Source organism: Cellulomonas carbonis (assembly GCF_014636275.1).
Classification (GTDB): Bacteria; Actinomycetota; Actinomycetes; order Actinomycetales; family Cellulomonadaceae; genus Actinotalea; species Actinotalea carbonis.
Genome location: NZ_BMEB01000001.1, coordinates 1016509 through 1042898, shown reverse-complemented (window position 1 = coordinate 1042898; position 26390 = coordinate 1016509). Strand labels below are relative to the sequence as shown.

The following is a 26390-nucleotide window of genomic DNA, read 5'->3' as shown; positions in this document are numbered from 1 at the left end:
GTCAGGGCCTGACCGCCGTGACGCGGGAGATCGCGGTGTCGAAGGTCTCCGTCAGCGCAGGGCCGGCGACCGCCCAGAGCGCGATCACGAGGCCCGCCGTCATCAGGGTCACGAGGACCCAGCCGGGCACGTCCCCCCGGTCGTCGAGGCGGGGTCGGGCGGGTCGTGCGGTGCGCTGCGGTGTCATGTCTCTCCTCGATCGGGTGCCCGTCCGGGCCGGTCACAGATCCATCCGCAGGGCCAAGAGCCCCGGGAAGACGGCGAAGACGACGGTCACGGGCAGGATGAGGAAGACGACCGGGACCATCATCGCCAGCTCCTTGCGCCCACCGGTCTCCATGAGCTCGCGGCGCCCCGCGGCGCGTGCGTCCTGCGCCTGGGCACGCAGCACGTCGGCGAGCGGCGTCCCGCGCTCGACCGCGACCGAGACCGCCTCGCAGAAGCGCGCGAGCGCGACCACGCCCGTCCGGTCCGCGAGCCGGTCGAGCGCCACGGGCAGGCTCGTGCCGGACCGGGCGTCGGCCACGACCGTGCGGAGCTCGGCGGCCAGCGCGCCGCGCGCGGTGCGGACGACGCGCTCGAGCCCACCGAGCGCACCTTCGCCTGCGGTCACGGCGAGCGCGAGGAGCTCCGCCACGGTGGGCAGCTCGGCGAGGAGCAGGCGCTCGCGGCGCCGCACCTGGGCGGTGAGCAGCTGGTCCTGGCACACGAGACCGGTCAGGGCGCACACCGCGACGAGCGCCGTGCCGGCCGCCGTCCCGGTCCCGCGCGTCGCCGCGAGCACGAGCGCGAGCCCGAGGCCCGCCGCGGCGCCGACGACCGTCCACACCACCTGCTCGGCACGGAACTGCTCGACGCTCTGCGTCCGTCCCGCGCGGACGAGGCGCCGGCGCACGTCGGACGACGGGGAGCCCACGCGCTCGGCGACCCGCACGGCGTCCGCCATCACGGGGGCGAGGAGGCGCTCCACCACCGGGAAGGGCGTGCGCGCCGCGCTGACCGTGAGCAAGGACGACCGGGTGGGTCGCGGCCGCAGGTACGGCGCGAGGCGGCTGTCGAGCGAGGGCCGCCGGGCGGCGACCCGGGCGAGCACGAGCCACAGGCCGAGCCCCGCGACCGCACCGACAGCGGCTCCGGTCGCGGTCGGCGACGAGAGCACGAGCGCGGTCACCGCAGCACCCGCGCATCCTCGGGCAGGCGCGCGACCCGCAGCATCGCCTGGTACGCGACGACCGTCACGAGGGCACCGCCGACGACCACGAGCGCACCGGCCGGTGTGTCGTAGGCCCGGGCCGCCTCGGGCCTGGAGGCGAGGAGCGCGAGGACGAGCCAGGGGGCGGCCGCAGCGAGCCGGGCCGCGTTGACCGTCCAGCTCTGCCGCGCCTCCAGCTCGCCGCGCGTCCGCAGGTCCTCACGGAGGAACTGCGAGAGCGCGCGCAGGAGCCGGCCGAGATCGGTGCCGCCGACGTCGGCGGTCAGGCGCAGCGCCTCGACGATCCGGTCGGCGACCGGGTCGGCGAGCCGTGCCTTGAGCGCGTCGAGGCACTCGGAGAAGCGTCCCGTCACGCGGTGGTCCTCCGCGAACGCCGTGAAGACGGGGCGGAGCTGCGCCGGCCCGCGCTCGCCCAGGCGTGCGACGGACTCGGGGAGCGACAGGCCGGCCCGGATGCCCGACGCGAGGTGGTCGACGACCTCGGGCCACACCTCACGGAGCTGGGCGCGGCGTCGGCGCGCGCGCGACCGGACGAGCGCCGTCGGCCCGTACCCGGCCAGCGCCGCGAAGGCCGCGCCGACCGCGGGCGCGCCGGTCAGGGCCGTCACGACGACCAGGACGGCGCCCCCGAGCCCGACGCTCACCCCCACGAGCGCGCCGGGGCTCACCTCGGACGCGCCGGCCTGCACGAGCAGGTCGGTCGTGCGTTCGGACCAGGCGCTGCGCCCCGTGCGGGCGGGCGGAGGGGACGTCCACGACCACAGCACGAGGCAGAGGCCCGCACCGAGCAGCAGACCCGCGACGACGCCCACCCTCAGGCCCCCGCCGTCGCGTGGTCGTGCGCGCCGACGAGCATCGCGACGACGTCGATCCCGGCGCGGGCGTAGCGCTCGGGGTGGGGCGGGAAGCCGTCGGCGCGCACGAGCCGGCCGTCGCGCTCGCGGAAGACGTCGGCCGTCTCGACGACGCCGGCCTCGACGCGGCCCGTCACGGCGACCACCTCGCGCGTGCGTCGCCGGCCGTCCGCGTCGACGTCCAGGTGCACGACGAGGTCGACCGCCGACGCGACCGTCGGCACGACGAACGCCGCCGACACGTTCTCCCCGGCGAGGAGCGGGAGGGTGCACAGCTTGGTCAGCGCCTCGCGCGCGCTGTTGGCGTGGATGGTGCACATGCCCGGCACGCCCGCGTTGAGCGCGATGAGCATGTCGAGGCTCTCGGCCTCGCGCACCTCGCCCACGACGATGCGGCTCGGGCGCATGCGCAGCGCCTCCTTGACGAGGCGGCGCAGCGTGATCTCCCCGGTCCCCTCGAGGTTCGGCTGGCGGCACTGCAGCGAGACGACGTCGCGCACGGGGACCTGCAGCTCGAAGACCTCCTCGCACGTGATGACACGGTCCCTGGGCGGCACCGACCCGGCGAGCGCGTTGAGCATCGTCGTCTTGCCGGCCTGCGTCGGGCCGGACACGAGCACGTTGAGCCCCGCGACGACGGACGCGTGCAGGAAGCGCGCCGCGGCCGGGGTCAAGGACCCGAGCGCGACGAGGTCGTCGACCCGCGTGGCCCGGACGACGTACTTGCGGATGTTCACGGCCCAGGAGTCGCGCGTCACGTCGGGGATCGCGACGTGCAGGCGCTGGCCGCCCGGGAGCGACGCGTCGACGAACGGGCTCGACAGGTCGAGCCGCCGCCCCGAGACGCGGAGCATGCGCTCGACCAGCTCGCGGACCTGGTCGTGCGTGAGGATCGTCGTGGTGAGCTCGGGTCGCCCGTGGCGCGCCACGAAGACCTGTGCGGGGGAGTTGATCCAGATCTCCTCGACCTCGTCGTCGTCGAGGTACTGCTGGAGCGGCCCGAGACCGCCGACAGCGTCGTGCAGCGCACGGCGCGCGGCACCCGCGTCCTCGAGCTGCGGCACGTCCCCGCGCAGCGCTCGGTCGTCGTAGTCGGCCAGGACGGCGCCGACGAGCGCCTCGAGCGACGCGACGTCCCGCACGGGGTCGATCCCGCGGCGCCGGACCAGCTCACGGACGTCGTGCTCGAGCTGGACGACGGCGTCCCGCGCGCCGGCCGTGCCGACCGCCCGAGTGGTTCCCGGCGTGCCTGAAGCGACCACGTGTCCCCCCGCGTCCGACGATGCGGGCCCCCCGCACGGTCGCCGAGCATAGGGGAGCACGAGGACGAGTCGGGGCGAATCGGACAGCCTGTGGACAACCCGTCCGGGTGGTCGGCGGCTGGTCGGGCTGGGCCACGGACCGCCGTCAGCGCCGTGCGCTCACCTCACGCGTGGTGCGCGTGCCTCCGGTGCCGCTCACGGCCCTTGCGGCCGGCGCGCGGGGCGTCGCCGCCGCGGGCGAGGGCGGAGCGCCGCCGCTCGAGCCTGCGCTCGAGCTCGCGCTCGGCGTGGCGGTAGACGACGAGGTACAGATCCGGGTGCACGGGGTCCTCCTGCACTGCTGGCGGCCGGGACCGCCGGGGGGTCACCGCGCAGGCGGGTCGCGTCGTCGCGGTGGGCGGACCGGGGTGGTGGTCCGCTGCTCCGAGCGTGGCACCGCGGCGTCGTCGTCGTGGGTACTTCAGGGGTGAAGTAGGTCTCACGCCCGGGCGGCGACGCCCCGCCCGGCCCAGCCCCGCGTCCCCGGCGGGGCCGCTCAGCGTCCCGTGCCCGCCGGACCGCTCGGGCCGCCCGCGCCCACCGGCTCGCGGGGCTCGCCCGCGGGGCCGGCGGGGCCGTCGGGAGCGGCCGACGACGCCGTCGTCGCCGACCGCCGCATGCGGGACCGCAGCGCGAGCGCGGCCAGGAGCACGACGCCCGCGAACAGGGCCCACGGCAGGAGGACGCCGAGCACGAGCAGCGCCGCGCCGAGCGTCGTGAGGAGCGCGTCCCAGCCCGACTGGAGCCCGCCGAGGAAGCCCGTGCGCTCGGGCGCGGTCTCCGGCGCGGCCTCGGCGGTCCACAGCTCGACGCGCAGCGTCGACATCTCGACGCGGTCCGCGAGCGACGCCCGCTGCGACTGCAGGCGCTCGAGCTCGACCTGACGGTCGGTGAGGGTCTGCTCGGCGGAGACGAGGTCCGACGTCGTGCGCGCCTCGGCGAGCATCGCCTCGAGGCGCCCGATCGAGATCTGCAGGCCGCGCACGCGCGCGTCGAGGTCCTGGGCCTGGCCGGTCACGTCGGTGGTGCTCATGCGCACCGAGACGACCTCGCCGAGCTCCTCGAGGCGCTCGAGCACGCCCGTGACCTCGGCCGCGGGCACGCGCACGACCACGCTCGCCGACGCGTCGAGCGCGTCCTCGCCGCTGCCGGCCTGCTCCACGCGCTCCTCGACGTGGCCGCCGACGCGCTCCGCCACCAGCGCGACGTCGCGCGCGGCGCCCCGCGGGTCCTCGACCGTGAGGGTGACCGACCCCTCGGTGACGACCTGCCGCGGCGAGGCCGTGAGGTCCACGCCGTCCGCCGCCGGGGCCTCGGCACCGCCGCCCGCGCCGCCGGTCGCCTCGTCCGCGGCGGTGCCCTCCTCGACCGCGTAGCCCGCCTCGCCGCCGTCCGCCGACTCGGCCGTCGCTCCCGACGCCGAGCACCCGGCCAGGGCGAGGAGGGCGGCGAGGGCGAGGGCGGGAGCGGTGCGCATGCCCGAACGCTAGGAGCCGCCGCGGGCCCGACCGGACCGATCGGGTGGATCGTGACGGGATCGATGCGGTCGGGTGCGGACGGTGACCCGTCCGTGACCGCCGCGTCGGCGGGCCGTGACCTGAGAGCCTGCTGAGGACGACGTCCCGCTGCGGGGAGGAGCGGTGCGGTGGTGCGTGTGACGATGACCCGATGGCGCCCCCCGCACGTCCCGCTGCCCGCCCCGCCCCCGCGAGGGAGGCCGTCGGCGCGGCGCGTCGTGCGGCGGGCCGCACCGGGACGGCGGCGCGCACCGTCCAGCAGCGCGCCGCGCACGCGCTGCTCACGCGCGTCGCGGGGCCCGACCCGTCGGCCGCGCGCGACGCGATCCACGCGACCCCCGGCCCGCGCTGGTTCGACCCCGCGAGCCCCGTCGGCCGCGTCCACGGCGACGCGTCGATGTTCGCGGGCGGCGTGCGCGCGCTGCTCCTGCAGTCGCTGCACCCGCGGGCCATGGCCGCCGTCGCCGGCCACTCGGGCTACCGCGCCGACCCGTGGGGTCGCCTGCAGCGCACCGCGACGTTCCTCGCGACGACGACGTTCGGGACGGTCGCCGACGCCGAGCAGGCGATCGAGGTCGTCAAGGCCGTGCACCGCCGCATCCGCGGGACCACGCCCGACGGCGAGCCCTACGACGCGTCCGACCCGCACCTCCTGCGGTGGGTGCACGTCGCCGAGGTCGACAGCTTCCTCGCCGCGCACCAGCGGTACGGGCGCCGCCCGCTCGACGCCGCGGGCTGCGACGAGTACGTCCGCCAGGCCGCCGTCGTGGGGGAGCGCCTCGGGGCGACGGGACTGCCCCTGACGTACGCCGAGCTCCAGCAGCAGCTGGACGCCTACCGGCCCGAGCTGCGCGCGACACCCGCCGCGCTCGAGGCCGCGCACTTCCTGCTCCGCGAGCCGCCCCTGCCCGCCGTCGTGCGGCCGGCCTACGGGCTCATCACCTCCGCGGGCATCGCGCTCATGCCGCGCTGGTCGCGCGCACCGCTGCGCCTGCCCGACGTCCCCGCGGTCGACGCCGCGGTGCTGCGCCCCGTCGGCCGGTTCGCGACCGGGGCGATCCGCTGGGCGCTCGCCGCCGCGCCCCCCGCGCAGCCGCCGGGCCCGCTCGTGCTCACCCCGCCGGCTGCCCCGACGGGCACCGCGCACGTCACCCGACCGGCCGCCGACGACGACGCGGCCGCGACCACGACCACCCGGACGGACGCCGCGCTCGCGGGCGGCTGACCCGCGCGCCGTACGCTCGACGCGTGCCTCCCGAGCCCGCCGTCCCGGCCCTGCGGCTGCGCGGCCTCGGCAAGCGCTTCGGTCGCACGGTCGCGGTCGACGCGCTCGACCTCGACATCCCCGCGGGCTCCTTCTACGGCGTCGTCGGTCCCAACGGCGCGGGCAAGACGACGACGCTCTCGATGGCCACGGGTCTCCTCGAGCCCGACACCGGGACGGTGCACGTGCACGGCGTCGACGTGTGGCGCGAGCCGGCACGCGCCGCGGCGCTCGTCGGGGTGCTCCCGGACGGGCTGCGCCTCTTCGACCGTCTGACCGGTCCCGAGCTCATCGCGTACGCGGGTCTCCTGCGCGGGCTGCGACCCGACGTCGTCGCCGCGCGCCGCGACGACCTGGTCGCCGCACTCGACCTCGGCGGCGCGGGACGCACCCTCGTCACCGACTACTCGGCGGGCATGACCAAGAAGGCCGCGCTCGCGTGCGCCCTCGTGCACGCGCCCCGCCTGCTCGTCCTCGACGAGCCGTTCGAGGCCGTGGACCCGGTCTCGGCCGCGGCGATCCGCGGCATCCTGCGCTCGTTCGTCGCCGAGGGCGGGACCGTCGTGCTGTCGAGCCACGTCATGGCGCTGGTCGAGGCGACGTGCGACCACGTCGCCGTCGTCGCGGCCGGCCGCGTCCTCGCGGCGGGGACGGTCGAGGAGGTCAGCGCGGGGCGCGGCCTCGACCAGCGCTTCGTCGAGCTGCTCGGCGGCGGCGCCGGGCCGGTGGAGCTGTCGTGGCTGCGACCGTCCTCCGGCTGAGGTTCGCGCTCCTGCGCAACACGCTGCGTGCCGAGCCGTGGCGGCTCGTGCTCCTCGTCGTGGGCGTGCTGTGGGCGCTGCTCGCGCTGCCGAGCGTGCTCAGCGGCGCGGTGTGGCTCTCGGGCCAGGGCGTCGACGTCGCGCACGACGTGCTCGTCGTCGCCGGCACGCTGCTCGCCGTCGGCTGGGCCGTCGTGCCCGTCGTCCTGCCGTCGCTCGACGACTCGCTCGACGTGCGCCGGTTCGCGACCAGCGGAGTCCCGCCGCACCGCCTCGTCCCGGGCCTGCTGCTCGCGTCGCTGCTCGGCGTGCCGACGGCCTTCACCGCGATGGTGTGCCTCGCGCCGGTGATCGTGTGGGGCGGGCCGGGCACGCGCCCCGCGCTCGTCGTCGCGGCCGTCCTCGCTCCGGTCCTCGCAGCCACGTGCGTGGTCACGTCGCGCGTCGCGACCGGTGCCGTCGCGCGTGCCCTGGGTGCGCGGCGTGCGCGCGAGGCGGGTCTGGTCCTCGCGCTGGTCGGCGTCCTCGCGCTCGTCGCGGTGGTCGCGGGTGTCGGACGGCTCGGCCTGGAGGGTGCGCTCGAGCGGGTCCCGGCCGTCGCCGAGGTCCTCGGGTGGACGCCGCTCGCGGCCGGCTGGGCCGCCCCTGCCGCGCTCGCCGCGGGGGACGTGCCCGGCGCGGTCGGCCGGGGCGCCGTCGCCGTGGGCTCGCTCGCCGCGGCCGTGCTCGCGTGGACGCGCCTGATGCGGCTCGCTGTCGTGCGCCCTCCGGCGCAGCACGGCGCGCTGCGGCGCCGGACCGACGGGGTCCTGCCCGTGGTCGCTCGCGTCGCCCGCGGGCGCTGGGGCGGCCCCGGTGGTGTCGCGGCCACCGCGGTCGCCCTGCGCTCGCTGCGGTCGTGGACCGCCGACCCGCGCTACGCCGCCGCGCTCCTCGGGAGCGTCGCGGCGCCCGTGCTCATCGTCGTGCTCGTCGCGACCGTCGTCGACACGCCCGCGGCTCTCCCGCTCGGGCTCGCACCGTTCGTCGCGGGGTCGATCGGGTGGGGGCGCCACGACGACGTCGCCTACGACGGGTCGGCGTTCTGGCTGCACGTCGCTGCGCGCGTGCCCGGGTGGTCGGACCGGCTCGGTCGCGCGGTCGGGGTCCTCGTGTGGGCTGTGCCCCTGGTCGTCGTGGTCGGCGTCGGGGGCGCGCTCGTCGCGGGGCGTGCCGACCTCGCCGCCGCGTCGGTCGGCGCCGGGCTCGGGGTGCTCGGTGCCGGGCTCGGCGTCTCGGCCGTGACGAGCGCCGCGCTGGTCTACCCGGTGCCCGCCGCCGGCGGCGACCCGTACGCGGCACCGCCCGGGTCGGTCGGCGCGAGCCTCGTCGCGCAGCTCGTCAGCAGCGTCGCGACGGCGGTCGTGTGCGCGCCCGTCCTCGTGGCGTACGCGTTCGCCGTGTGGCGCGACGCGCGTCTGGGGTGGGTCGCGCTCGCCGTCGGGGCCGTGGTCGGCGGGGCGGCGCTCGCGTGCGGCGTCGTGCTCGGGGGCCGCGTGCTCGACCGCGGCGCCGTCAGGCTCCTGACCCGCCTGCGCTCGTGAGCGTCACCACCGCACCCCCGGCGTGCGGTGCCAGCGCAGGCCCGCGGCGTCCCACCGACGCGCGACCGCCGGCACGCGGCGCGTGAAGCCCGCGAGGTCGCGGCGTCCCTGCGCGCTCCAGGCGACCTCCGCGACGGCGGCGAGCCGCGGGAGCAGCAGCCACGTGACGTCCGCGAGCGAGCGCGTCGTCTCCGACCACACGGCGGCCTCGACCCCGACGACCGCCTCGGGCGGCACCCCCGGGACCGTCGTGGACGGGTCCCACTCGTAGGACCGCTCGAGCGTCACGTGCCCGGCCCACTCGAGGCCGAGCGGCGACGTCGCGTCGTACTTCATGTCGAGGTACACGCGGCTCGCGGGTGACAGGAGCAGGCGCGCGCCGTCGCGCACGGCGGCGACGAGCTCGGCCGTGTCCTCGCGCTCGTCCCACAGCTGCAGGACCGTGCCCGGGGTCAGCGGTGCGTTCGCGGCCTCCTGCCACGCGACGACCGTGCGGCCCTGCGCCTCGACGACGTCGGCGGCGGTGCGGACGAGGCGCGCGTACTCGTCGCGGCCCATCGTGAGGACCTCGTCGCCGCCGACGTGCACGGGCGCGCCCGGCGTCATCACGGCGACGTCGCGCAGGACGTCCTCGAGGAACGGTCGGGTCGCGGGCAGGTCGGCGTGCAGGCGGCTGAACCCGACCTCGATCCCGGTGTAGGCGGGTGCGGGCTCGCCCTCGGGCGTGAGCTCGCCGTACGCGTGCAGCGCCGCGTTGACGTGGCCCGGCAGATCCACCTCGGGGACCACCGTGACGCCGCGCGCCGCCGCGTGCCCGACGAGCGACGCCCAGTCCGCGACCATGAGGAACCCGCCCGGGTCGCCGTCGACGGCCGTGCCGCCCGACCGCTCGGTGAGCGCGGGGCGCGAGGGCACCTCGAGGCGCCAGCCCTGGTCGTCGGTGAGGTGCAGGTGCAGGTGGTTGAGCCGCAGGTCCGCGGCCAGGTCGACCAGCACGAGCAGCTCGTCGAGCGCGAGCGGGTGCCGCGCGACGTCGACCGAGAGCCCGCGCCACGCGTACCGGGGCACGTCGACGACGACGACGGGGTGGACCGCGCCGTCGCGCGCGACGAGGCTCGCGAGCGTCGCGGACCCGTGCAGCAGGCCCGGCAGGTCGACGGCCTCGACCAGCGCGCCGTCGGCGTCGACGACGAGGCGGTACGCCTCGCGGACGGCGGCCTCGCCGACGTGGTCACGACCGTGCGGGCGGTCGAGGGCCTCCGCCAGCCCCGGCACGGCGTCGACCAGGCGCAGGCGGACCGGGCGCGGCGACCCCTGGGTCGCCGCCGACGCGCGGGCCGAGCCGGACGTCCCGGCCCCGGTCCGTGCGGCCTCGGCACGCGCGAGGCGGTCCGCCACGACCGCGGTCACCTCCTGCGCGCGCCCGTCGGCGACCACGGGGGAGCCGGCGCCGAGCGGGACGGGCGTCCCCGTCGGGGCGTCGACGACGAGCGGGAGCGGCACGAGCCCGTCCTCGGTCCCGGCGACCCAGCGGCCGGAACGGAGCACGCGGACCGCCCGCAGGTCGTCGTCGACCAGCACGAGGTCCGCCCGCCGTCCCGCCTCGAGTGCGCCGACGTCCGTACGGCCCAGCACCTCGGCGGGCGTGAGCGACGCCGCGCGGACGGCGTCGACGAGCGGTACGCCGGCCGCGACGGTGGCGCGCACGACGTCGAGGAGGTGCGCCGTCCCGCCCGCGATCGCGCCCCCGCCCGCGAGCCGCGCGACGCCGTCGGCGACCTCGACGTCCATGCTGCCCAGGCGGTACGCGCCGTCGGGCATGCCGGCCGCCGCCATCGCGTCGGTCACGAGCGCGACCGACCCGGGAGCGACGTCCATGACGGCCCGGACCGTCTCGGGGGCGAGGTGGACGCCGTCGCCGATGAGCTCGACCACGACGTCGCCGCGCGCCGCGGCCGCGAGGCACGCCGCGACGGCGCCCGGGTCGCGGTGGTGCAGCGGGGCCATCCCGTTGAACAGGTGGGTCACCGTGGGGCGCGGCGAGCGCGCGGGCGGGACGGCGAGCGCCGCTCGGCATGCCACGACGGCCTCGCGCACCAGGCCGGCCGGGGCGTCGGTGTGGCCGATCGACGGCACGGCACCCGCGCGGGCGAGCGCCTCGACGACGCCGTCGGGCCCCAGGACGCCGTCGACCTCGGGCGCGACCGTCATCGTCGCGAGGTGGCCGCGCGCCGTCCGGGCGACCTCCTCGACGAGCGCGACGTCGCCCGGGACGAGCAGCGCGGGGTCCTGCGCGCCGCACCGGGCGGAGGACAGGAACGGGCCCTCGAGGTGGATGCCCGCGATCTCGCCGGCCTCCGCCAGCTCGGCGAGGACCGCGGTGCGCGCGACGAGCGTCGCGCCGTCGGCCGTGACGAGCGACGCGACGAGCGACGTCGTGCCGTGGCGCAGGTGCTCGGCGACGGCCCGGCGCGCCTCGTCGGGAGTCGGTGCGTCGGGGAAGCCCGCGCCGCCACCGCCGTGGCAGTGCAGGTCGACGAGACCCGGCAGGAGCGTGAGCCCGGTGGGGGAGGGCAGCGAGGGCCCCGACGCCCCGAGGTGCGGCGGCGCGTCGTCGGCGGGCCCGACCCACGTGATCCGGTCGCCCTCGACGACGACGACACCGTCGGCGAGCACGCGGTCCGGGAGCACCACGCGCCCGCGCAGGAGGGTCGGCGCGCCGGACGCGGTCCGGTCCGGCTCGTGCTCGCGCGTGTGCTCGCTCATGTCGTCCTCCGGTCCGGTGGGGCTGCTCGTCCGATCATCGGGTGTTGACGTCAGCATAGTAAGGAAGGTTCACTAACGAATGTGAGAACGCTCCGGCCGACGACGAAGGTGCTGCCCGAGGACGCCCGGACGCACCACCGTGCGATGGTCCTGCAGCGCCTCTTCCACGACGGCCCGCTGTCGCGCGCCGACCTCGCGCGGTCGACCGGCCTCACCAAGGTGACGGTGTCCGACCTCGTCGCGTCGCTCGTCGCGGACGGCCTCGTCGCCGAGCTCGGCGTCCGCGCCGAGGGGAGGGTCGGCAAGCCCGCGACGCTCGTCGGGCTGCGCACCGAGGCGTTCCAGGTCGTGGCGGTGGACCTCGCGGCGGACGCCGTCATGCACGGCGCCGTGCTCGACCTCACCGGGCAGGTCCTCGAGCGACGTGCGGCCCCCGTCGACGGACGCACGGGCCAGGAGGCCGTCGACGCGCTCGTGACCTTCTGCGCCGAGCTCGTCGACGCCGCGACCCAGCCCGTCCTCGGCGTGGGCGTCGGCTCGCCCGGCGTGGTCGACGCCGACGGGACCGTGCTGGAGGCGCCCAACCGCGGGTGGTTCGACGTGCCGCTCGCCGCGACCCTCGCCGACGCGCTCGGCCTGCCCGTCCACGTCGCCAACGACGCCAACACCGCGTGCCTCGGCGAGTTCACGTACGGCGGTGCCGACGGCCGCGGCCTCGTGGTCCTCACGGTGGGCGAGGGCGTCGGGGCGGGGATCGTCGTCGACGGGTCGCTCGTGCAGGGCGACGGCCACGCCGCGGGCGAGATCGGGCACGTCACCGTGGTCGACGAGCGCGACGCACCCGGCACGTCGCTGCTCGCCCCGCCCGAGCGCTGCGCGTGCGGCCGGAGCGGCTGCCTCGAGACGGTCCTGTCGGTCCCGGCGCTGCGCCGCCGGACGGCGGGCCTGGGCGCGGACGAGCGCGAGCAGGTGCTCGCCGCCGTCGGTCGACGTCTCGGCATCGTGCTCGCGCCGGTCGTGAGCGCCCTCAACCTCTCGGAGATCGTCCTCTCGGGCCCTCCGGAGCTCCTCGACGGGCCCCTCCGCTCGGCGGCGCTCGACGCCCTGAGGGAGCGGACCATGCCCGTCATCGGCGGCCGCGTGCAGCTGCGGATGACGAGCCTCGGGGAGGACGGCGCCCTCAGCGGGGCCGCCGTGCTGGTCCTGTCCGGCCAGCTCGGGGTCACCTGACCCCGAGCCGGCCGGTCGTGCAGCGAGAAACCCCCCAGCGGCGGTGCCGCCAGCACCGTCCTCCACCAGGAAGGAACCTCACGTGAGAATCGTACGTAGTGGTGCTCTCACGCTCGCCGCGGTCCTCGCGCTGTCCGCCTGCGGCGGTGGCGAAGGCGACGACGGCTCGGGCGGCGAGGGCAGCGGCAGCGGCAGCGGCGACGCGGTCTCCGAGGGCGCCGAGATCCGGCTCTGGCTCAACGGCGGCGACACGTCGGACGAGCTGCGCACGTGGCTCGTGGAGACCTTCGAGGAGCAGAACCCCGGCTCGACCCTCGTGATCGAGGAGCAGGACTGGAACGGCCTCGTGCCGCGCCTGCAGACCGCGCTGACGTCGGAGTCCCAGACGCCCGACGTCGTCGAGATCGGCAACACCCAGGCCGCCGCGTTCACCTACGCCGGCGCGTTCGCCGACGTCACCGACCTGTACGAGGAGGTCGGCGGCGAGGACCTCCTCCAGGGCTTCGTCGAGGCCGGCTCGGTCGACGGCACCGTGTACGCCCTGCCGTACTACTCCGGCGCGCGTGCGGTCTTCTACCGCAAGGACCTGCTCGAGGCGGCGGGGCTCGAGGTGCCCACGACGCTCGACGAGTTCACCGAGACGGCGATCGCGCTGCAGGAGGCCAACCCCTCGGGGACGCCGGCCTTCTCGGGCTTCTGGTTCCCGGGACAGGACTGGTACAACGGCACCGCCTGGATCTACACGTACGGCGGTGAGCTCGCCGTGCAGGACGGCGACCAGTGGACCGGTGCGCTGAGCAGCCCCGAGTCGCAGGAGGCGCTCGCCGAGGTGCAGCGTCTGTTCACCGAGGCCACGTCCGCCCCGCGCGACGCCGACTCGAACGAGCCGTGGGTGCCGTTCAACAACGGCGAGGCCGCGATGTTCTCCGCGCCGACGTGGGCGCGCTGGAGCATCGACCTGCCCGAGTGCAACAAGGGCGTCGACCCGGAGGACACCTCGGACGAGGCCACGGCCCTGAGGGCCGAGCAGCAGGCGTGCAACGAGGAGCGGACCGGCATCTTCCCGCTGCCCGGCCCGACCGCGGGCGAGGTCGCGACGGTGTTCGCGGGCGGCTCGAACATCGCGATCCCGGCCAAGAGCCAGAACCAGGAGCTCGCGGCCGAGCTCATCCGGCTGATCTTCAGCGAGGAGTACCAGACGATGCTCGCCGAGGGCGGGCTGATCCCCGGCAACAGCACCTACACGTCCGCGATGGGTGACGACGCGTACTCGCAGGCGGCCATCGCGGCCGCGCTCGACGCGAAGCTCACGCCGCCGGCCGAGAAGTGGGCCGACGTCGAGGGCGCGCGCATCCTCGAGGACTTCTTCCAGAAGGTCGCGAGCGGGGCGGACCTCGTGACGACGGCGGCGGAGACCGACCGGCTCATCGCCGACACGCTGAGCTGACGCCGCACGCCGGGCGGCGCCCCGACGGGTGACGTCCCACGTCACCCGTCGGGCGGACCGCCCGGCGTGCACCGGGCCGCGCGGATGCCTCGCCCGTGCCCCGGCACCCGACCTCCGACCTCCGTGGAGCCCTCATGTCCGCCCTGCCCGCCGGTCGCGCCGCGACGCCGGCGCCACCGCCCTTCTCGCCGGCCCCGGCGACCGGCCGACGACGCCGCCGCCCCGCGCTCGGCGCACACCTCCTGCTCGTGCCGGCGACGGTCGGGATCCTCGTCGGGCTCGGCTACCCGCTCGCGCGCCAGCTCGTGCTCTCCTTCCAGGAGTACGGGCTCGCCCAGCAGTTCGGGCGACCGGCCGAGTGGGTCGGCCTCGACAACTACACGACCCTGCTGTCGGACCCCTACGTGTGGGCCGTCATCGGCCGCTCGATCGCGTTCTGCCTCGTCAACGCCCTGCTGACGATGGCGATCGGGATGGCGCTCGCGGTGCTCATGGCGCGCGTGGGCCGAGCGGCCCGGATGACGCTCCAGGTGAGCATGCTGCTCGCGTGGGGCACCCCGGTGCTCGCCACGATGACGGTGTGGCAGTGGCTGTTCGACTCCCAGTACGGCGTCGTCAACTGGCTGCTCGCCGAGCCGCTCGGCATGGAGGGCATGCGGTACCACTCGTGGCTCATCGAGCCGCTGTCGTTCTACGCGGTCGCGACCGTGGTCGTCGTGTGGATGTCGGTGCCGTTCGTGGTGTTCACGGTCTACGCGGGCCTGCTCCAGGTGCCCGCCGAGACGATGGAGGCGGCGCAGCTCGACGGCGCGAACGCGTGGCAGCGGTTCCGGCTCGTCACGGTCCCGATGGTCAAGCCGGTCCTCTTCGTCGTCCTGCTCCTCCAGGTCATCTGGGACCTGCGGGTCTTCACGCAGATCTACGTCCTGCAGCGGGCGGGGGCGCCCACACGCGAGACGCACCTGCTCGGGACGTACATCTACTCGCTCGCCAAGGAGTTCTCCATGGCCGGCGCGATGGCGACGATCATGCTCGTCCTCACGCTCGCGCTGACCGCCTTCTACATCCGCCGCATGCTGCGCCAGGAGGAGGACCTGTGAGCCGGCCGACCAGCACCGTCGAGGTGGCCAGGGGACGCGACGCGAGCGCGGGCGACCCGCCACGGCGCGCCGTCGTGCGACCCGACGGCACGGGCGGACGTCGCCGCGGCGGGGCCGGTGCGGTCGCTGTCCGGTGGCTGCTCGGCGCGCTCGCCGTCGTCGTCGCGCTGCTGTGGGTCTTCCCGATCTACTGGATGGTCGTCAGCGCGTTCCTGCCGACCAACCGGCTGCGCACGCCCGACCCCACGTTCTTCCCCGTCGACGGGACGCTGTCCAACGTGCGCCGCGTGCTCGCGGACCCCACCTTCTACACGGCCTTCCGCACGAGCCTCGCGGTGACCGCGATCGTGCTCGTCGTCGCGATCCTGTTCGCGTTCCTCGCCGCGCTCGCGGTGAGCCGGTTCCGGTTCCGGGGCCGGAGGTCGTTCGTGGTCACGGTGCTCGTCGTCCAGATGATCCCTGCCGAGGGGCTGTTCATCTCGCAGTACCAGATGCTCGACGGCTGGGGACTCGTCAACCGCGTCGCGGGGCTGAGCATCGTGTACGTCGCGGCCGTCCTGCCCTTCACGATCTGGATGCTCCGGGGGTTCGTGCAGGGCGTCCCGGTCGAGCTCGAGGAGGCCGGGACCGTGGACGGGCTGTCGCGGACGGGTGCGTTCTTCCGCATCACGTTCCCGCTCCTCGCCCCCGGGCTCGTCGCGTCGGGCGTCTACGGCTTCCTCCAGGCGTGGAACGAGTACACGCTCGCCCTCGTCGTCATGACGGACCCGGCCCGGCGCACGCTGCCGCTGTGGCTGCAGGGCCTCGTCGAGGCGAACCGGGCCACCGACTGGGGCGTCGTCATGGCAGGTGCGACCCTGATCGCCGTGCCGGTCATCTGCTTCTTCCTCGTCGTCCAGCACCGCATGACGGCCGGTCTCGTGGCCGGGGCGGTGAAGGGCTGATGCGCGGCGACGTCGCGTCCGCGCGCGAGGTGGTCGTGGGCCTGGACATCGGCGGCACCAAGGTGCACGGCGTGCTGCTCGTGGACGGCGCGGTGGTCGCGGAGGACCGGTTCGCGGTGCGGCACGGTGCCGACGGCGTCGTGGCGACCGCGACGCTCGCGGTCGACGCGCTCGCGGGACGGCTCGCGGCGCTCGTGCCCGGCGCCGAGGTCGGGGCGGTCGGCGTGGGCGTCCCCGGGCTCGTGCTCCCGGGCGCCGGCACGGTCGCGCACGCGGTGAACCTGGGCATCGTCGAGCCCGAGCCGCTCGGTGCGCGCCTCGCGGGTGCGCTCGGGGTGCCCGTCACGGTCGAGAACGACCTCAACGTCGCCGCGCTGGGCGCCGCGCACGTGCTCGGCCTCGAGGGCGACCTCGCGTTCCTCGCGCTCGGCACGGGTGTCGCCGCGGGCCTGCTGCTGGACGGCCGGCTGCGCCGTGGTCACCGCGGCGCCGCGGGTGAGGTGGGGCACGTGCCGTACGCGGCGGACGGCCCGCGCTGCGCGTGCGGTCAGGTCGGGTGCCTCGAGCTCTACGCGTCGGGGTCGGCGATCGACGCGGCCTGGCCGTCGCCCGACGGCGTCCCGGCGCCCGCGCACCTGTTCCGGGCGGCGGCCGCGGGGGACGTCGACGCCGTGCGCGTCCGGGACCGCTTCGCCGACGCCGTCGCGACCGCGGTCCAGACGCTGACCCTCACGGTCGACGTCGAGCACGTCGTCCTGGGCGGCGGCGTGAGCGAGGTCGGCGAGCCGCTCCTCGTCGCGGTGCGCCGCGCCCTCGGTCGTCGTGAGGCGGCGTCGTCCTTCCTCGCCACCCTCGGGCTCGCCGACCGCGTCCGGCTCGCGCCGCCGGGAGCGCGCGTCGCACCGGTCGGCGCCGCGCTCGCGGCGCTGGTGGGTCGGGACGCCGGGCGCGGACCGGGACACGCCGCGGGCCCCTTGCCTGCCCGGCCGACGACGGCCACGGTGGCGTGATGGAGGTCGTCATCGCACCGGGTCCGCAGCTCGCCCGCCTCGCCGCCGACGCCGTCGGCGCACTGCTGTCCCGCCGGCCGGACGCCGTCCTGGGCCTCGCGACGGGGTCCAGCCCGCTCGCCCTGTACGACGAGCTGGCGCGCCGGCACGCCGAGGAGGGGCTGTCGTTCGCCCGGGCGCGTGGCTTCCTCCTCGACGAGTACGTGGGCCTGCCGGCCGACCACCCCGAGCGGTACCGGGCGGTGATCGACCGCGAGCTCGTCTCGCGCGTCGACCTCGACCCGGACGCCGTCCAGGGACCTGACGGCACGGCGGAGGACCTGCCCGCGGCGTGCCGCCGCTACGAGGAGGCGATCGCCGCGGCGGGCGGCGTCGACCTGCAGGTCCTCGGGATCGGGACCGACGGCCACGTCGCGTTCAACGAGCCGGGGTCGTCGCTCGCGTCGCGCACGCGGGTCAAGACGCTCACCGAGCAGACCCGGCAGGACAACGCGCGCTTCTTCGACGGCGACGCGGAGGCGGTTCCCCAGCACGTCCTCACGCAGGGGCTCGGGACCATCCTGGCGGCGCGCCACCTCGTGCTGCTCGCGACCGGACGTGCGAAGGCCGAGGCCGTGCACCACCTCGTCGAGGGCGCGGTGAGCGCGCTGTGGCCCGCGACGGTGCTCCAGATGCACCCGCACGTGACGGTGCTCGTCGACGAGGCGGCCGCGAGCCGCCTGCAGCTCGCCGACTACTACCGCGACGCATGGCGGCACAAGCCCGCGTGGCAGGGCCTGTGACCGCGCCGGGGTCGCGTTCGTCACCCCGCCCGGCGCCGCCGGGCTCCCCGGTCGTGTCGGGCCCGCGACGTAGACTGGCGCGCATGAGCCAGACCCCCAGCGGACCCTCGGACCCGTTCGAGCACAGGAACCCGGGGGAGCCCGCCGACGGCGGCGGCACCTCCACGAGCGTGCTCGAGCGGACCGAGACCCGCGAGGAGGTCGAGCCCGGGGACCACGAGCGCTTCTCGCACTACGTGCGCAAGGAGAAGATCCTCGAGTCCGCGATGACCGGCAACGCCGTCGTCGCGCTGTGCGGGAAGGTGTGGGTGCCCGGACGGGACCCGCAGAAGTTCCCCGTGTGCCCCATCTGCAAGGAGATCTACGAGGGCCTGCGCGAGCCGCAGGACGGCGGGGACTCCGGCGGCGGCTCCGGTTCCGGTTCCGACTCCACCGGCGGACGGTGACCCGCCCGCACCACGGCGCACGCCACCAGCCCGGCCCGCACCACGGACAGGGCTCGATGGCCGCGCCGTCCGCGACCGCTGCCTCGCACCTGTCGCCCGCGTTCCCGTCGCGTGCGCCGTGGGGCACGGCGCACAAGCTGCGCGCGTGGCAGGCGGCCGCCCTCGAGGCGTACGAGAGCCGCCAGCCGCGGGACTTCCTCGCGGTCGCGACCCCCGGCGCGGGCAAGACGACGTTCGCGCTGCGCATCGCGACGAACCTGCTCGAGCGCGGGGTCGTGCGCCGCGTCACGGTCGTCGCGCCCACCGACCACCTGAAGCGCCAGTGGGCCGACGCCGCCGCGCGCGTCGGCATCCACCTGGACCCGAACTTCCGCAACAGCCAGGGCAGGCACGGGCACCACTTCGACGGCGTCGCGCTGACCTACGCGCAGGTCGCGACCAAGCCCGCGCTGCACGCTGCGCGCACCGCCGCGGCGCCGACCCTGGTGATCCTCGACGAGGTGCACCACGGAGGGGACGCGCTGTCGTGGGGCGACGCGGTGCGCGAGGCGTTCGAGGGCGCGACGCGTCGGCTCGCCCTCACCGGGACGCCCTTCCGCTCGGACACGGCGCCGATCCCGTTCGTGACCTACGCGCCGGACACCGACGGCGTGCGGCGCTCGGTGGCGGACTACACCTACGGCTACGGCGACGCCCTGCGCGACGGCGTCGTGCGCCCGGTGCTCTTCCTGTCGTACAGCGGCCAGATGCGCTGGCGCACGCGCGCCGGCGACGAGGTGAGCGCCCGCCTCGGCGAGGCGCTGACCAAGGACATGACGGCCCAGGCGTGGCGCACGGCGCTCGACCCCGAGGGTGAGTGGATCCCGAGCGTGCTCGCCGCGGCGGACCGGCGGCTGTCCGAGGTGCGCCGCAGCGTGCCGGACGCGGGCGCGCTCGTCATCGCGTCCGACCAGACCGACGCGCGTGCCTACGCGGCCCACCTGCGCCGGATCACCGGCCAGGCGCCGACCGTCGTGCTCTCCGACGACGACGGGGCCTCGAGCCGCATCGACGAGTTCTCGGCGGGCGACTCGCGGTGGATGGTCGCGGTGCGGATGGTGTCCGAGGGCGTCGACGTGCCGCGGCTCGCCGTCGGCGTCTACGCGACCTCGACCGCGACGCCGCTGTTCTTCGCGCAGGCGGTCGGGCGCTTCGTCCGCGTCCGGCGGCGCGGAGAGACGGCGTCGGTGTTCCTGCCGTCGGTCCCGCAGCTGCTCGCGCTCGCGGCCACGCTCGAGCTCGAGCGGGACCACGCGCTCGACCGGCCGACGGGTGAGGACGCCCCGGCCGAGGAGGACCTGCTCCTGCTCGACGCGAACCGCGAGGCGAAGGGCCCGGACGCGGTCGGCCCGGACGGCGTCGACGGCACGTTCAAGGCCCTCGAGGCGCAGGCGAGCTTCGACCGCGTGCTGTTCGACGGGGGCGAGTTCGGCACCGGTGCCGACGTCGGCTCGGAGGAGGAGCTCGACTTCCTCGGGCTGCCGGGCCTGCTCGACGCCGACCAGGTGCGGACCCTGCTGAGCCAGCGGCAGAGCGACCAGGTCCGTCGGGGGCGCGGCCGCGCCGACGCGGCGGACGCGCGCCCGGTGGTCGACCACCGCCGCCTCGCGGACCTGCGCAAGGAGCTGAACTCGCTGGTCAGCGCGTGGGCGCGGCGCAGCGGGCAGCCCCACGGGACGGTGCACACCGAGCTGCGCAGGCGGTGCGGCGGGCCCGAGGTGGCGACCGCGACCGAGGAGCAGCTCGAGGCGCGCACCGCGATGGTCCGGGGCTGGTTCGTCGGCCGGCGGTGAGCCTCGGAGCCGCCCGCCACGAGCGAGGGCGGACGCTTTTACCAGCAGTCCACTACTTCCGCGCGACTTGTCGCGCAAGCCCCCTTTCAGGATGCGGACCGGTTCAAGCGCTGCCAGTCTCGTGATCAGGAAGCCCGCCGACCGGCGGGCGTTTCACGAAAGGGAGAGACCATGCCCACCTGGCTCCTCATCCTCATCGTCGGCATCGTCCTGCTGGTGTTCGGGATCGCGGTCGAGGCCGCTCAGTTCCTCATCTGGCTCGGCATCGTCGTCCTCGTCGTCAGCCTCGTGCTCGGACTGGTCGGTGGTCGCAAGAGGGTCTGACTCCCGCCCGGCGTGAGCCGGGCGGCACGTCAGCGACACGCCGAGGCCCGGCCCCCTTCGCGGGGGCCGGGCCTCGACGCGTGCGGCGGCGGCCCCGCCGGCGGCCCTGGTGAGCCGCCGCCGGCTCACGTCAGCCGGAGGACCGTCGTCGGGATCGCCGGGTCGCCGACCGAGAGCCGCCGCGCACCGCGCGGCAGCTCGGCGCGCGAGGCCTGGTGGCGCTCGACGGCGTTGGCCACGCCGACCGCCCCCGTCCACCGCGTGTCGACGGCCCCGTGCGCGACGAGCGGGACCATGAGGCGGCGCAGCTCGGCCTCCGCCGGGGTCCACGTCGCGACGGCGTCGTCCGGGCCCGTCACGACGACCTCCTCGACCGCACGCCCCTCGGAGTCCAGGCGCCGGGCCGCGCACTTGCGCCCGCCGACCGAGCCCTTGCGCGCCGACGCCTTCTCGACCGGCTCCAGGGTCCCGTCGCGTCCCTCGCGTGCCACGAGCTTGTAGACCATGCCGCACGTGGGAGCACCCGAGCCCGTGACGACGGAGGTGCCCACGCCGTACGAGTCCACGGGGGCCACGGCGAGCGCGGCGATCGCGTGCTCGTCGAGGTCGGAGCTGACGACGATCCGGGTGCCGGTCGCGCCCAGCCCGTCGAGCTGCTCGCGCACCTCCTGCGCGAGCTGGAGGAGGTCGCCCGAGTCGAGGCGGACCGCGCCGAGGTCCCGCCCCGCGACGTCGACGGCGTTCCGCACGCCCTGGGCCACGTCGAAGGTGTCCACCAGCAGCGTCGTCCCGGCGCCCTGCGCGGCGACCTGCGACGCGAACGCGGTGCGCTCGTCGTCGTGCACGAGGGTGTACGAGTGGGCAGCCGTGCCGATCGTCGGCAGGTCGTAGCGGCGTCCCGCCTCGAGGTTGGACGTCCCCGCGAACCCCGCGATGACCGCGGCCCGTGCGGCGGCCACGGCGGCGTGCTCGTGCGCCCGGCGGGACCCCATCTCCAGGCACGGGCGCCCCACGGCCGCGCTCGTCATGCGCGACGCGGCGGACGCGACGGCCGAGTCGTAGTTGAGCACCGACAGGACGAGGGTCTCCAGCAGCAGCGCCTCGGCGAACGTGCCCTCGACCACCATGACCGGTGAGCCGGGCAGGAAGACCTCACCCTCCGCGTACCCCGTGATCGAGCCGCCGAAGCGGTAGTCCTCGAGCCACGCGAGCGTCGGCGCGTCGACCACCCGGTGGCGAGACAGGAACTCGAGCTCGTCCTCGCCGAACCGGAAGTCCGCGAGCGCCTCGAGCACGCGACCCGTCCCCGCCAGGACCCCGTACCGGCGGCCGTGCGGGAGGCGACGGCTGAACACCTCGAAGACGCAGTGCCGGTGCGCCGTGCCGTCCGCGAGCGCTGCCTGGAGCATCGTCAGCTCGTACCGGTCGGTGAGCAGCGACGTCGACGGCCGCATCCTCGCCGTCGGGGTCAGCGCCGTGAGGACGTCGTCGGACGGCGAGGGCAGCTCCGCACTCATGGGCACACGGTAGGCAATGGGTGGGGCGTCCCGCCTGGGCACGCCCGAGGGGCGGACGCAGGGACGGCCGGACCCCCGGACCGCGCGGGTCGCCGCGCCCCGTCCGTCCCTGCCTGCCTACAGTTGTCCCGTGCGTGAGGTGGCGTCGGGTGGCGCAGGGACGTCCGTGGTGGTGCGGACGATCTTCGCCGTGCCCGGACGCGCCGCGCGCACGCGTCGCGTCCTCGAGCCCTACCGGCTCCTCGCGCCCGCCGACCGGCGCGAGGGCCCGGGGCCCGGCCTGCACGCGCTCCCGCCGCCGGCCGACGTCCGCCGGCCCGCGGTGCGCGTGAGCGCGCCGTCGACCGGGACGATGCCCGCGCAGGACGTGGCGTCCGCCCCGGTGCCGCTCGGGGACGGCTGGACGACGGTCGTCTGGAACGACCCGGTCAACCTCATGAGCTACGTGACGTACGTCTTCCGCAGCTACTTCGGCTACACGGCCGAGCGCGCCCACCGGCTCATGCTGCAGGTGCACACCGAGGGGCGCGCGACCGTGTCGCGGGGGAACAGGGAGCAGATGGAGATCGACGTCCAGGCGATGCACGGCTTCGGGCTGTGGGCGACCGTCCAGCCGGCGGACGGCTGACGTGCGCACGTTCCACCAGGAGGGTGCCGCCTTCGTCGCACGCCTCGAGGCGCCCGAGCGCGCCGTCCTGCTCGAGGTGGTCGACGACGTGGTCGAGCTGCTCGACGCGCCGACGGGGCCGCAGCGCCCCGTCGCCGCTGACGAGGCCGGAGCCCGGGAGCATGCTGGGGACCCGCTCGACGAGGTCCGCATGCAGGGGCACGCCCTCCCGGCGCCGGTCGACCCCGCGGTCCTGCGCCTCCTGCCGCACGGCTCGGAGGACGCGGAGGTCGCGGCCGAGTTCCGGCGCCTGACGGAGGGCGACCTGCGGTCGACCAAGTCCGACCAGCTCCTCCGGCTCCGCGCCTGCATCGACGCCGCGTGGCCGGACCTCGTGGTCGTGCCGAGCGAGGCACCGCGGATCGCGGCGGCGCTCACGGATGTGCGTCTCGTCACGTCCGAGCGGCTCTCGGTGCGCACGGACGCGGATGCCGACGCGCTCTACCGCCTCGTGCTCGAGGACGCCGACGGACCCGACGGGCCCGAGGACGAGGACACCACCGAGCAGGCGCACAGGCTCCTGGCCACCGTCTACGTCATGCTGAGCCTGCTCCAGGAGTCGCTCGTCGAGCTGATGATCGCGGGCCTGGAGGCCGGCGGCGACGACGCGTCGGGCACGGCGTCCGGTACCGCCGCGGAGGGGACGGACGACGACCCCGACCCGACCGGCCCGGGGGCTCCGCACTAGGCTCGCCCCCGTGAACGACGCGCCGATCGGCATCTTCGACTCGGGTGTGGGCGGGCTGACGGTCGCTCGTGCCGTCCTGGACCAGCTGCCCACCGAGTCGGTGCTCTACATCGGCGACACGGCCAACGGGCCGTACGGGCCCAAGCCCCTCGCCGCGGTGCGCGCCCACGCGCTGGAGGTCATGGACGACCTGGTCGACGCGGGCGTGAAGATGCTCGTCATCGCGTGCAACAGCGCGTCGGCGGCCGTGCTCCGCGACGCACGCGAGCGCTACACGCAGCGGCGCGGCCTGCCCGTGGTCGAGGTGATCCTCCCGGCCGCCCGACGGGCCGCCGCGGCGACCCGCACGGGGCGGGTCGGCGTCATCGGCACGCGCGCGACGATCGAGTCGCGTGCGTACGACGACGCGTTCGCGGTCGCCCCGGAGATCACGCTGACGACGCACGCGTGCCCCCGGTTCGTCGAGCTCGTCGAGGCGGGCCGCACCTCGGGACCGGACGTGCTGGCCGTCGCGCACGAGGAGCTCGCGCCGGTCCGCGACGCGGGTGTCGACACGCTCGTGCTCGGCTGCACGCACTACCCGCTCCTGACGGGCGTCATCTCGTACGTGATGGGGGAGCAGGTCACGCTCGTCTCCAGCGCCGAGGAGACCGCGAAGGACGTGTACCGGACGCTCGTCGCCCACGGCCTCGAACGGGACCCGGCCCTCGGCCCGCCGACGCACCGCTTCCTCGCGACCGGCGACGCCGACGGGTTCGCGCGTCTCGCGCGGCGCTTCCTCGGGCCCGAGGTCGACGCGGTCGAGCCGGCCGGGGCGCTGCGGTGAGCCCCGCGGTCGGCTCCGTGGGCCGGACGGGCCCGGGGACGGTGGCGGCGTGCGCCTGACCGTCGTGGGCTGCTCGGGCTCCTTCCCCGGACCGGGATCGGCCGCGTCCTGCTACCTCGTCCAGGCCGACGACGCCGAGGGTCGCACCTGGAGGGTGCTGCTCGACCTCGGCAGCGGTGCCCTCGGCCCCCTGCAGCGCGTGTGCGACCCCGCGACCCTCGACCTCGTCGGCCTGTCGCACCTGCACCCCGACCACGTCGCCGACGTCTCGGGCCTGTACGTCTACCTGCGCTACCGGCCGGACGGCGTCCGGCGCAGGGGCCCGCTGCCGGTGCACGGACCGTTCGGGACCGCGTCCCGCCTCGCCGACCAGTACGGCCTCGAGCCGGGCGAGTCGATGGCGGACCAGCTCTCGGTGCACGCCTGGCAGCCCGGGAGCCCGGTGCGGGTGGGCCCGCTCGAGCTGACCCCGGTGGCCGTCGAGCACCCCGTGCCGGCCTACGGCGTGCGCGTGTCCGGCCCGTCCGACGAGGACCCCTCGCGCACCGTGGTCCTGGCGTACTCGGGCGACACCGACGTGTGCGACGGCCTCACGTCGCTCGCCGCGGGTGCGGACCTGCTCCTCTGCGAGGCGGCGTTCGTCGAGGGCCGCGACGACGCCGTCCGCGGCATCCACCTCACGGGTCGCCGCGCGGGTCTCGCCGCCACCGCGGCCGGTGCCGCGCGCCTGCTCCTGACGCACGTGCCCGCGTGGAACGAGCCCGGCGTCGCGGCGGCCGAGGCCGCGGACGTCTTCGACGGCCCGATCGGCACGGCGCACGCCGGCCTCGTCGTCACCCTCTGAGGTCGTCGGACCCGGCGGATAGGGTCGTCGCCATGACGACCCCAGCGGCCCCCACCCTGCGCGCCGACGGCCGCCGACCCGACGAGCTGCGCGAGGTGCGCTTCACGCGCGGCTGGCTCGACTCCGCGGAGGGGAGCGTCCTCGTCGAGTTCGGCGGGACGCGGGTGCTCTGCGCGGCCTCGTTCACCGAGGGCGTCCCCCGCTGGCGCAAGGGGTCCGGCGAGGGGTGGGTCACGGCGGAGTACGCGATGCTGCCCCGCGCGACGAGCACCCGGAGCGACCGCGAGTCGGTGCGCGGGCGCATCGGTGGCCGCACGCACGAGATCTCACGGCTGATCGGCCGCTCGCTGCGCGCCGTCGTCGACGTCAAGGCGCTCGGCGAGAACACCGTCGTGCTCGACTGCGACGTCCTCCAGGCCGACGGCGGGACGCGCACGGCAGCGATCACCGGGGCGTACGTCGCGCTCGCGGACGCCGTCGCGTGGGCGAAGCGCACCGGCGTCGTCCCCGCGGGTCGGACGGTCCTGCGCGACTCCGTCGCGGCCGTCAGCGTGGGCATCGTGGACGGGACGCCCGTGCTCGACCTGCCCTACGTCGAGGACGTCCGCGCCGAGACGGACATGAACGTCGTCGTCACGGGGTCCGGGGCGTTCGTCGAGGTGCAGGGGACCGCGGAGCAGACGCCGTTCGACCGCGCCGAGCTCGACCGGCTGCTCGACCTCGCGGTCCAGGGGACCGACCGCCTCGCGCGGCTCCAGTCGGAGGCGCTCGCGGACGGGGCGCCGTGACGGCGCGCGTCGTCCTCGCGACGCACAACCGGCACAAGCTCGGCGAGCTCCGGGCGATCCTCGCGCCCGTCCTGCCGGGCCTGGCACCCGACGACGTCGTGAGCGCGGCGGACCTCGGCGCCGAGCCGCCCGTCGAGGACGGCGTGACGTTCGCCGAGAACGCGCTGATCAAGGCGAGGGCGCTCGCCCGCACGACGGGTCTCGTCGCCCTCGCCGATGACTCGGGGCTCTGCGTCGACGTCCTCGGGGGCGCCCCCGGGGTGTTCTCGGCCCGGTGGGCCGGCGCGCACGGCGACGACGCCGCCAACCTGCGGCTCCTGCTCGACCAGCTCGCCGACGTCCCGGAGCGGCACCGCGGCGCCGAGTTCCGGTGCGCGGCGGCGCTCGTCACGCCGGACGGTCACGAGCACGTCGAGACGGGGGTGCTGCGCGGCGTGCTCGCCACCGCGCCGCGCGGCGCGAACGGCTTCGGGTACGACCCGGTGCTCGTGCCCGAGCGTCAGCCGGGCCGCGCTGCCGGGCGGCCCCTGACCTCGGCCGAGCTCACGCCCGAGGAGAAGAACGCCGTGTCGCACCGGGGGGAGGCGTTCCGCGCGCTCGCCCCCGTGCTCGCCGCGGTGCTCGAGGGTGGTCGCCCGCCCGCCTGAGCCGGTCTCAGCCGGTCTGAGCCGGGGTGACGCTCAGCA

26 protein-coding genes are annotated in these 26390 nt (G+C 76.1%); 18 read left to right on the top strand and 8 right to left on the bottom strand.

The window, feature by feature from the left end; genetic code table 11:
• Position 1: 1 nt before the first annotated feature.
• The 6 genes from IEV86_RS04800 to IEV86_RS04775 all read right to left on the bottom strand — a co-directional run bounded on the left by IEV86_RS04800 (position 2) and on the right by IEV86_RS04775 (position 4845).
• Positions 2–187, bottom strand: coding sequence for a hypothetical protein (locus tag IEV86_RS04800; RefSeq protein ID WP_043608531.1), 186 nt, complete (start codon positions 185–187; stop codon positions 2–4).
• Between the two features lie 33 nt (positions 188–220).
• Complete coding sequence (locus IEV86_RS04795) at positions 221–1171, bottom strand: type II secretion system F family protein (RefSeq protein ID WP_229734467.1); 951 nt, start codon at positions 1169–1171, stop codon at positions 221–223.
• Positions 1168–2025, bottom strand: a complete 858-nt coding sequence (locus IEV86_RS04790) for a type II secretion system F family protein (protein WP_043608528.1) — start codon at positions 2023–2025, stop codon at positions 1168–1170. The genes IEV86_RS04795 and IEV86_RS04790 overlap by 4 nt, the downstream gene beginning before the upstream one ends.
• Positions 2026–2027: 2 nt before the next feature.
• The gene (locus IEV86_RS04785; protein ID WP_052426432.1) at positions 2028–3329 is read right to left on the bottom strand and encodes a TadA family conjugal transfer-associated ATPase; all 1302 of its coding nucleotides are present in this window, start codon (positions 3327–3329) and stop codon (positions 2028–2030) included.
• Between the two features lie 164 nt (positions 3330–3493).
• Entirely contained in the window at positions 3494–3652 is a 159-nt protein-coding gene (locus IEV86_RS04780) for a hypothetical protein (protein WP_161784069.1), read from the bottom strand.
• A gap of 212 nt (positions 3653–3864) precedes the next feature.
• Positions 3865–4845 carry a DUF4349 domain-containing protein gene (locus IEV86_RS04775; protein ID WP_188484559.1) on the bottom strand — a complete coding sequence of 327 codons (981 nt, stop codon included), beginning with the start codon at positions 4843–4845 and terminating at the stop codon, positions 3865–3867.
• A gap of 191 nt (positions 4846–5036) precedes the next feature.
• Between IEV86_RS04775 and IEV86_RS04770 the strand changes: the two genes are divergently transcribed.
• Genes IEV86_RS04770 through IEV86_RS04760 form a run of 3 tightly spaced genes read left to right on the top strand, consistent with a single transcriptional unit; the run spans position 5037 to position 8493 of the window.
• A complete protein-coding gene (locus IEV86_RS04770; protein ID WP_229734466.1) occupies positions 5037–6110 on the top strand; it encodes an oxygenase MpaB family protein in 1074 nt (357 codons plus the stop codon).
• A 23-nt stretch (positions 6111–6133) separates the two neighbouring features.
• The gene (locus IEV86_RS04765; RefSeq protein ID WP_043610462.1) at positions 6134–6910 is read left to right on the top strand and encodes an ABC transporter ATP-binding protein; all 777 of its coding nucleotides are present in this window, start codon (positions 6134–6136) and stop codon (positions 6908–6910) included.
• On the top strand, positions 6886–8493 hold the full coding sequence (locus tag IEV86_RS04760) for a hypothetical protein (protein ID WP_188484558.1): 1608 nt from the start codon (positions 6886–6888) through the stop codon (positions 8491–8493). The genes IEV86_RS04765 and IEV86_RS04760 overlap by 25 nt, the downstream gene beginning before the upstream one ends.
• Positions 8494–8496: 3 nt before the next feature.
• Here IEV86_RS04760 and IEV86_RS18165 read toward each other — a convergent pair whose 3' ends face one another.
• Positions 8497–11259: a family 20 glycosylhydrolase gene (locus IEV86_RS18165; protein WP_161784049.1), complete on the bottom strand. Its 2763-nt coding sequence runs from the start codon at positions 11257–11259 to the stop codon at positions 8497–8499.
• A gap of 81 nt (positions 11260–11340) precedes the next feature.
• Between IEV86_RS18165 and IEV86_RS04750 the strand changes: the two genes are divergently transcribed.
• The 9 genes from IEV86_RS04750 to IEV86_RS04710 all read left to right on the top strand — a co-directional run bounded on the left by IEV86_RS04750 (position 11341) and on the right by IEV86_RS04710 (position 20374).
• Positions 11341–12489 (top strand): ROK family transcriptional regulator, encoded by a 1149-nt coding sequence (locus IEV86_RS04750; RefSeq protein ID WP_043606799.1) that lies wholly within the window; start codon positions 11341–11343, stop codon positions 12487–12489.
• 82 nt (positions 12490–12571) lie between these two features.
• Entirely contained in the window at positions 12572–13936 is a 1365-nt protein-coding gene (locus IEV86_RS04745) for an extracellular solute-binding protein (RefSeq protein ID WP_043606798.1), read from the top strand.
• Positions 13937–14070: 134 nt separating this feature from the next.
• Positions 14071–15036 carry a carbohydrate ABC transporter permease gene (locus IEV86_RS04740; RefSeq protein WP_043606796.1) on the top strand — a complete coding sequence of 322 codons (966 nt, stop codon included), beginning with the start codon at positions 14071–14073 and terminating at the stop codon, positions 15034–15036.
• A complete protein-coding gene (locus IEV86_RS04735) occupies positions 15033–15980 on the top strand; it encodes a carbohydrate ABC transporter permease (protein WP_438501604.1) in 948 nt (315 codons plus the stop codon). Before IEV86_RS04740 ends, IEV86_RS04735 begins: the two co-directional genes overlap by 4 nt.
• Complete coding sequence (locus IEV86_RS04730; protein ID WP_052426221.1) at positions 15980–16990, top strand: ROK family protein; 1011 nt, start codon at positions 15980–15982, stop codon at positions 16988–16990. Before IEV86_RS04735 ends, IEV86_RS04730 begins: the two co-directional genes overlap by 1 nt.
• Positions 16990–17772 carry a glucosamine-6-phosphate deaminase gene (gene nagB / locus IEV86_RS04725; RefSeq protein WP_043606794.1) on the top strand — a complete coding sequence of 261 codons (783 nt, stop codon included), beginning with the start codon at positions 16990–16992 and terminating at the stop codon, positions 17770–17772. Before IEV86_RS04730 ends, nagB begins: the two co-directional genes overlap by 1 nt.
• Positions 17773–17855: 83 nt before the next feature.
• The gene (locus IEV86_RS04720; RefSeq protein WP_043606791.1) at positions 17856–18218 is read left to right on the top strand and encodes a DUF3039 domain-containing protein; all 363 of its coding nucleotides are present in this window, start codon (positions 17856–17858) and stop codon (positions 18216–18218) included.
• 56 nt (positions 18219–18274) lie between these two features.
• Positions 18275–20050 (top strand): DEAD/DEAH box helicase, encoded by a 1776-nt coding sequence (locus IEV86_RS04715; protein ID WP_043606789.1) that lies wholly within the window; start codon positions 18275–18277, stop codon positions 20048–20050.
• A 171-nt stretch (positions 20051–20221) separates the two neighbouring features.
• Complete coding sequence (locus tag IEV86_RS04710) at positions 20222–20374, top strand: hypothetical protein (protein WP_188484557.1); 153 nt, start codon at positions 20222–20224, stop codon at positions 20372–20374.
• Positions 20375–20499: 125 nt separating this feature from the next.
• On the opposite strand, the gene IEV86_RS04705 is transcribed toward IEV86_RS04710, so the two are convergent.
• On the bottom strand, positions 20500–21828 hold the full coding sequence (locus IEV86_RS04705; protein WP_043606811.1) for a nicotinate phosphoribosyltransferase: 1329 nt from the start codon (positions 21826–21828) through the stop codon (positions 20500–20502).
• A gap of 415 nt (positions 21829–22243) precedes the next feature.
• Between IEV86_RS04705 and clpS the strand changes: the two genes are divergently transcribed.
• From clpS to rdgB, 6 genes are read left to right on the top strand one after another with little or no spacing between them, the layout of a single operon-like run.
• The gene (gene clpS / locus IEV86_RS04700) at positions 22244–22519 is read left to right on the top strand and encodes an ATP-dependent Clp protease adapter ClpS (protein ID WP_043606809.1); all 276 of its coding nucleotides are present in this window, start codon (positions 22244–22246) and stop codon (positions 22517–22519) included.
• A 1-nt stretch (position 22520) separates the two neighbouring features.
• On the top strand, positions 22521–23246 hold the full coding sequence (locus IEV86_RS04695) for a DUF2017 family protein (RefSeq protein WP_052426220.1): 726 nt from the start codon (positions 22521–22523) through the stop codon (positions 23244–23246).
• A 10-nt stretch (positions 23247–23256) separates the two neighbouring features.
• Positions 23257–24072 (top strand): glutamate racemase, encoded by an 816-nt coding sequence (murI, locus tag IEV86_RS04690; RefSeq protein ID WP_043606787.1) that lies wholly within the window; start codon positions 23257–23259, stop codon positions 24070–24072.
• Positions 24073–24121: 49 nt separating this feature from the next.
• Positions 24122–24916, top strand: coding sequence for an MBL fold metallo-hydrolase (locus tag IEV86_RS04685; protein WP_043606785.1), 795 nt, complete (start codon positions 24122–24124; stop codon positions 24914–24916).
• 32 nt (positions 24917–24948) lie between these two features.
• Positions 24949–25704 (top strand): ribonuclease PH, encoded by a 756-nt coding sequence (rph, locus tag IEV86_RS04680; RefSeq protein ID WP_043606783.1) that lies wholly within the window; start codon positions 24949–24951, stop codon positions 25702–25704.
• Positions 25701–26351 (top strand): RdgB/HAM1 family non-canonical purine NTP pyrophosphatase, encoded by a 651-nt coding sequence (gene rdgB / locus IEV86_RS04675; RefSeq protein WP_043606779.1) that lies wholly within the window; start codon positions 25701–25703, stop codon positions 26349–26351. The genes rph and rdgB overlap by 4 nt, the downstream gene beginning before the upstream one ends.
• The last annotated feature ends 39 nt before the right edge of the window (positions 26352–26390 follow it).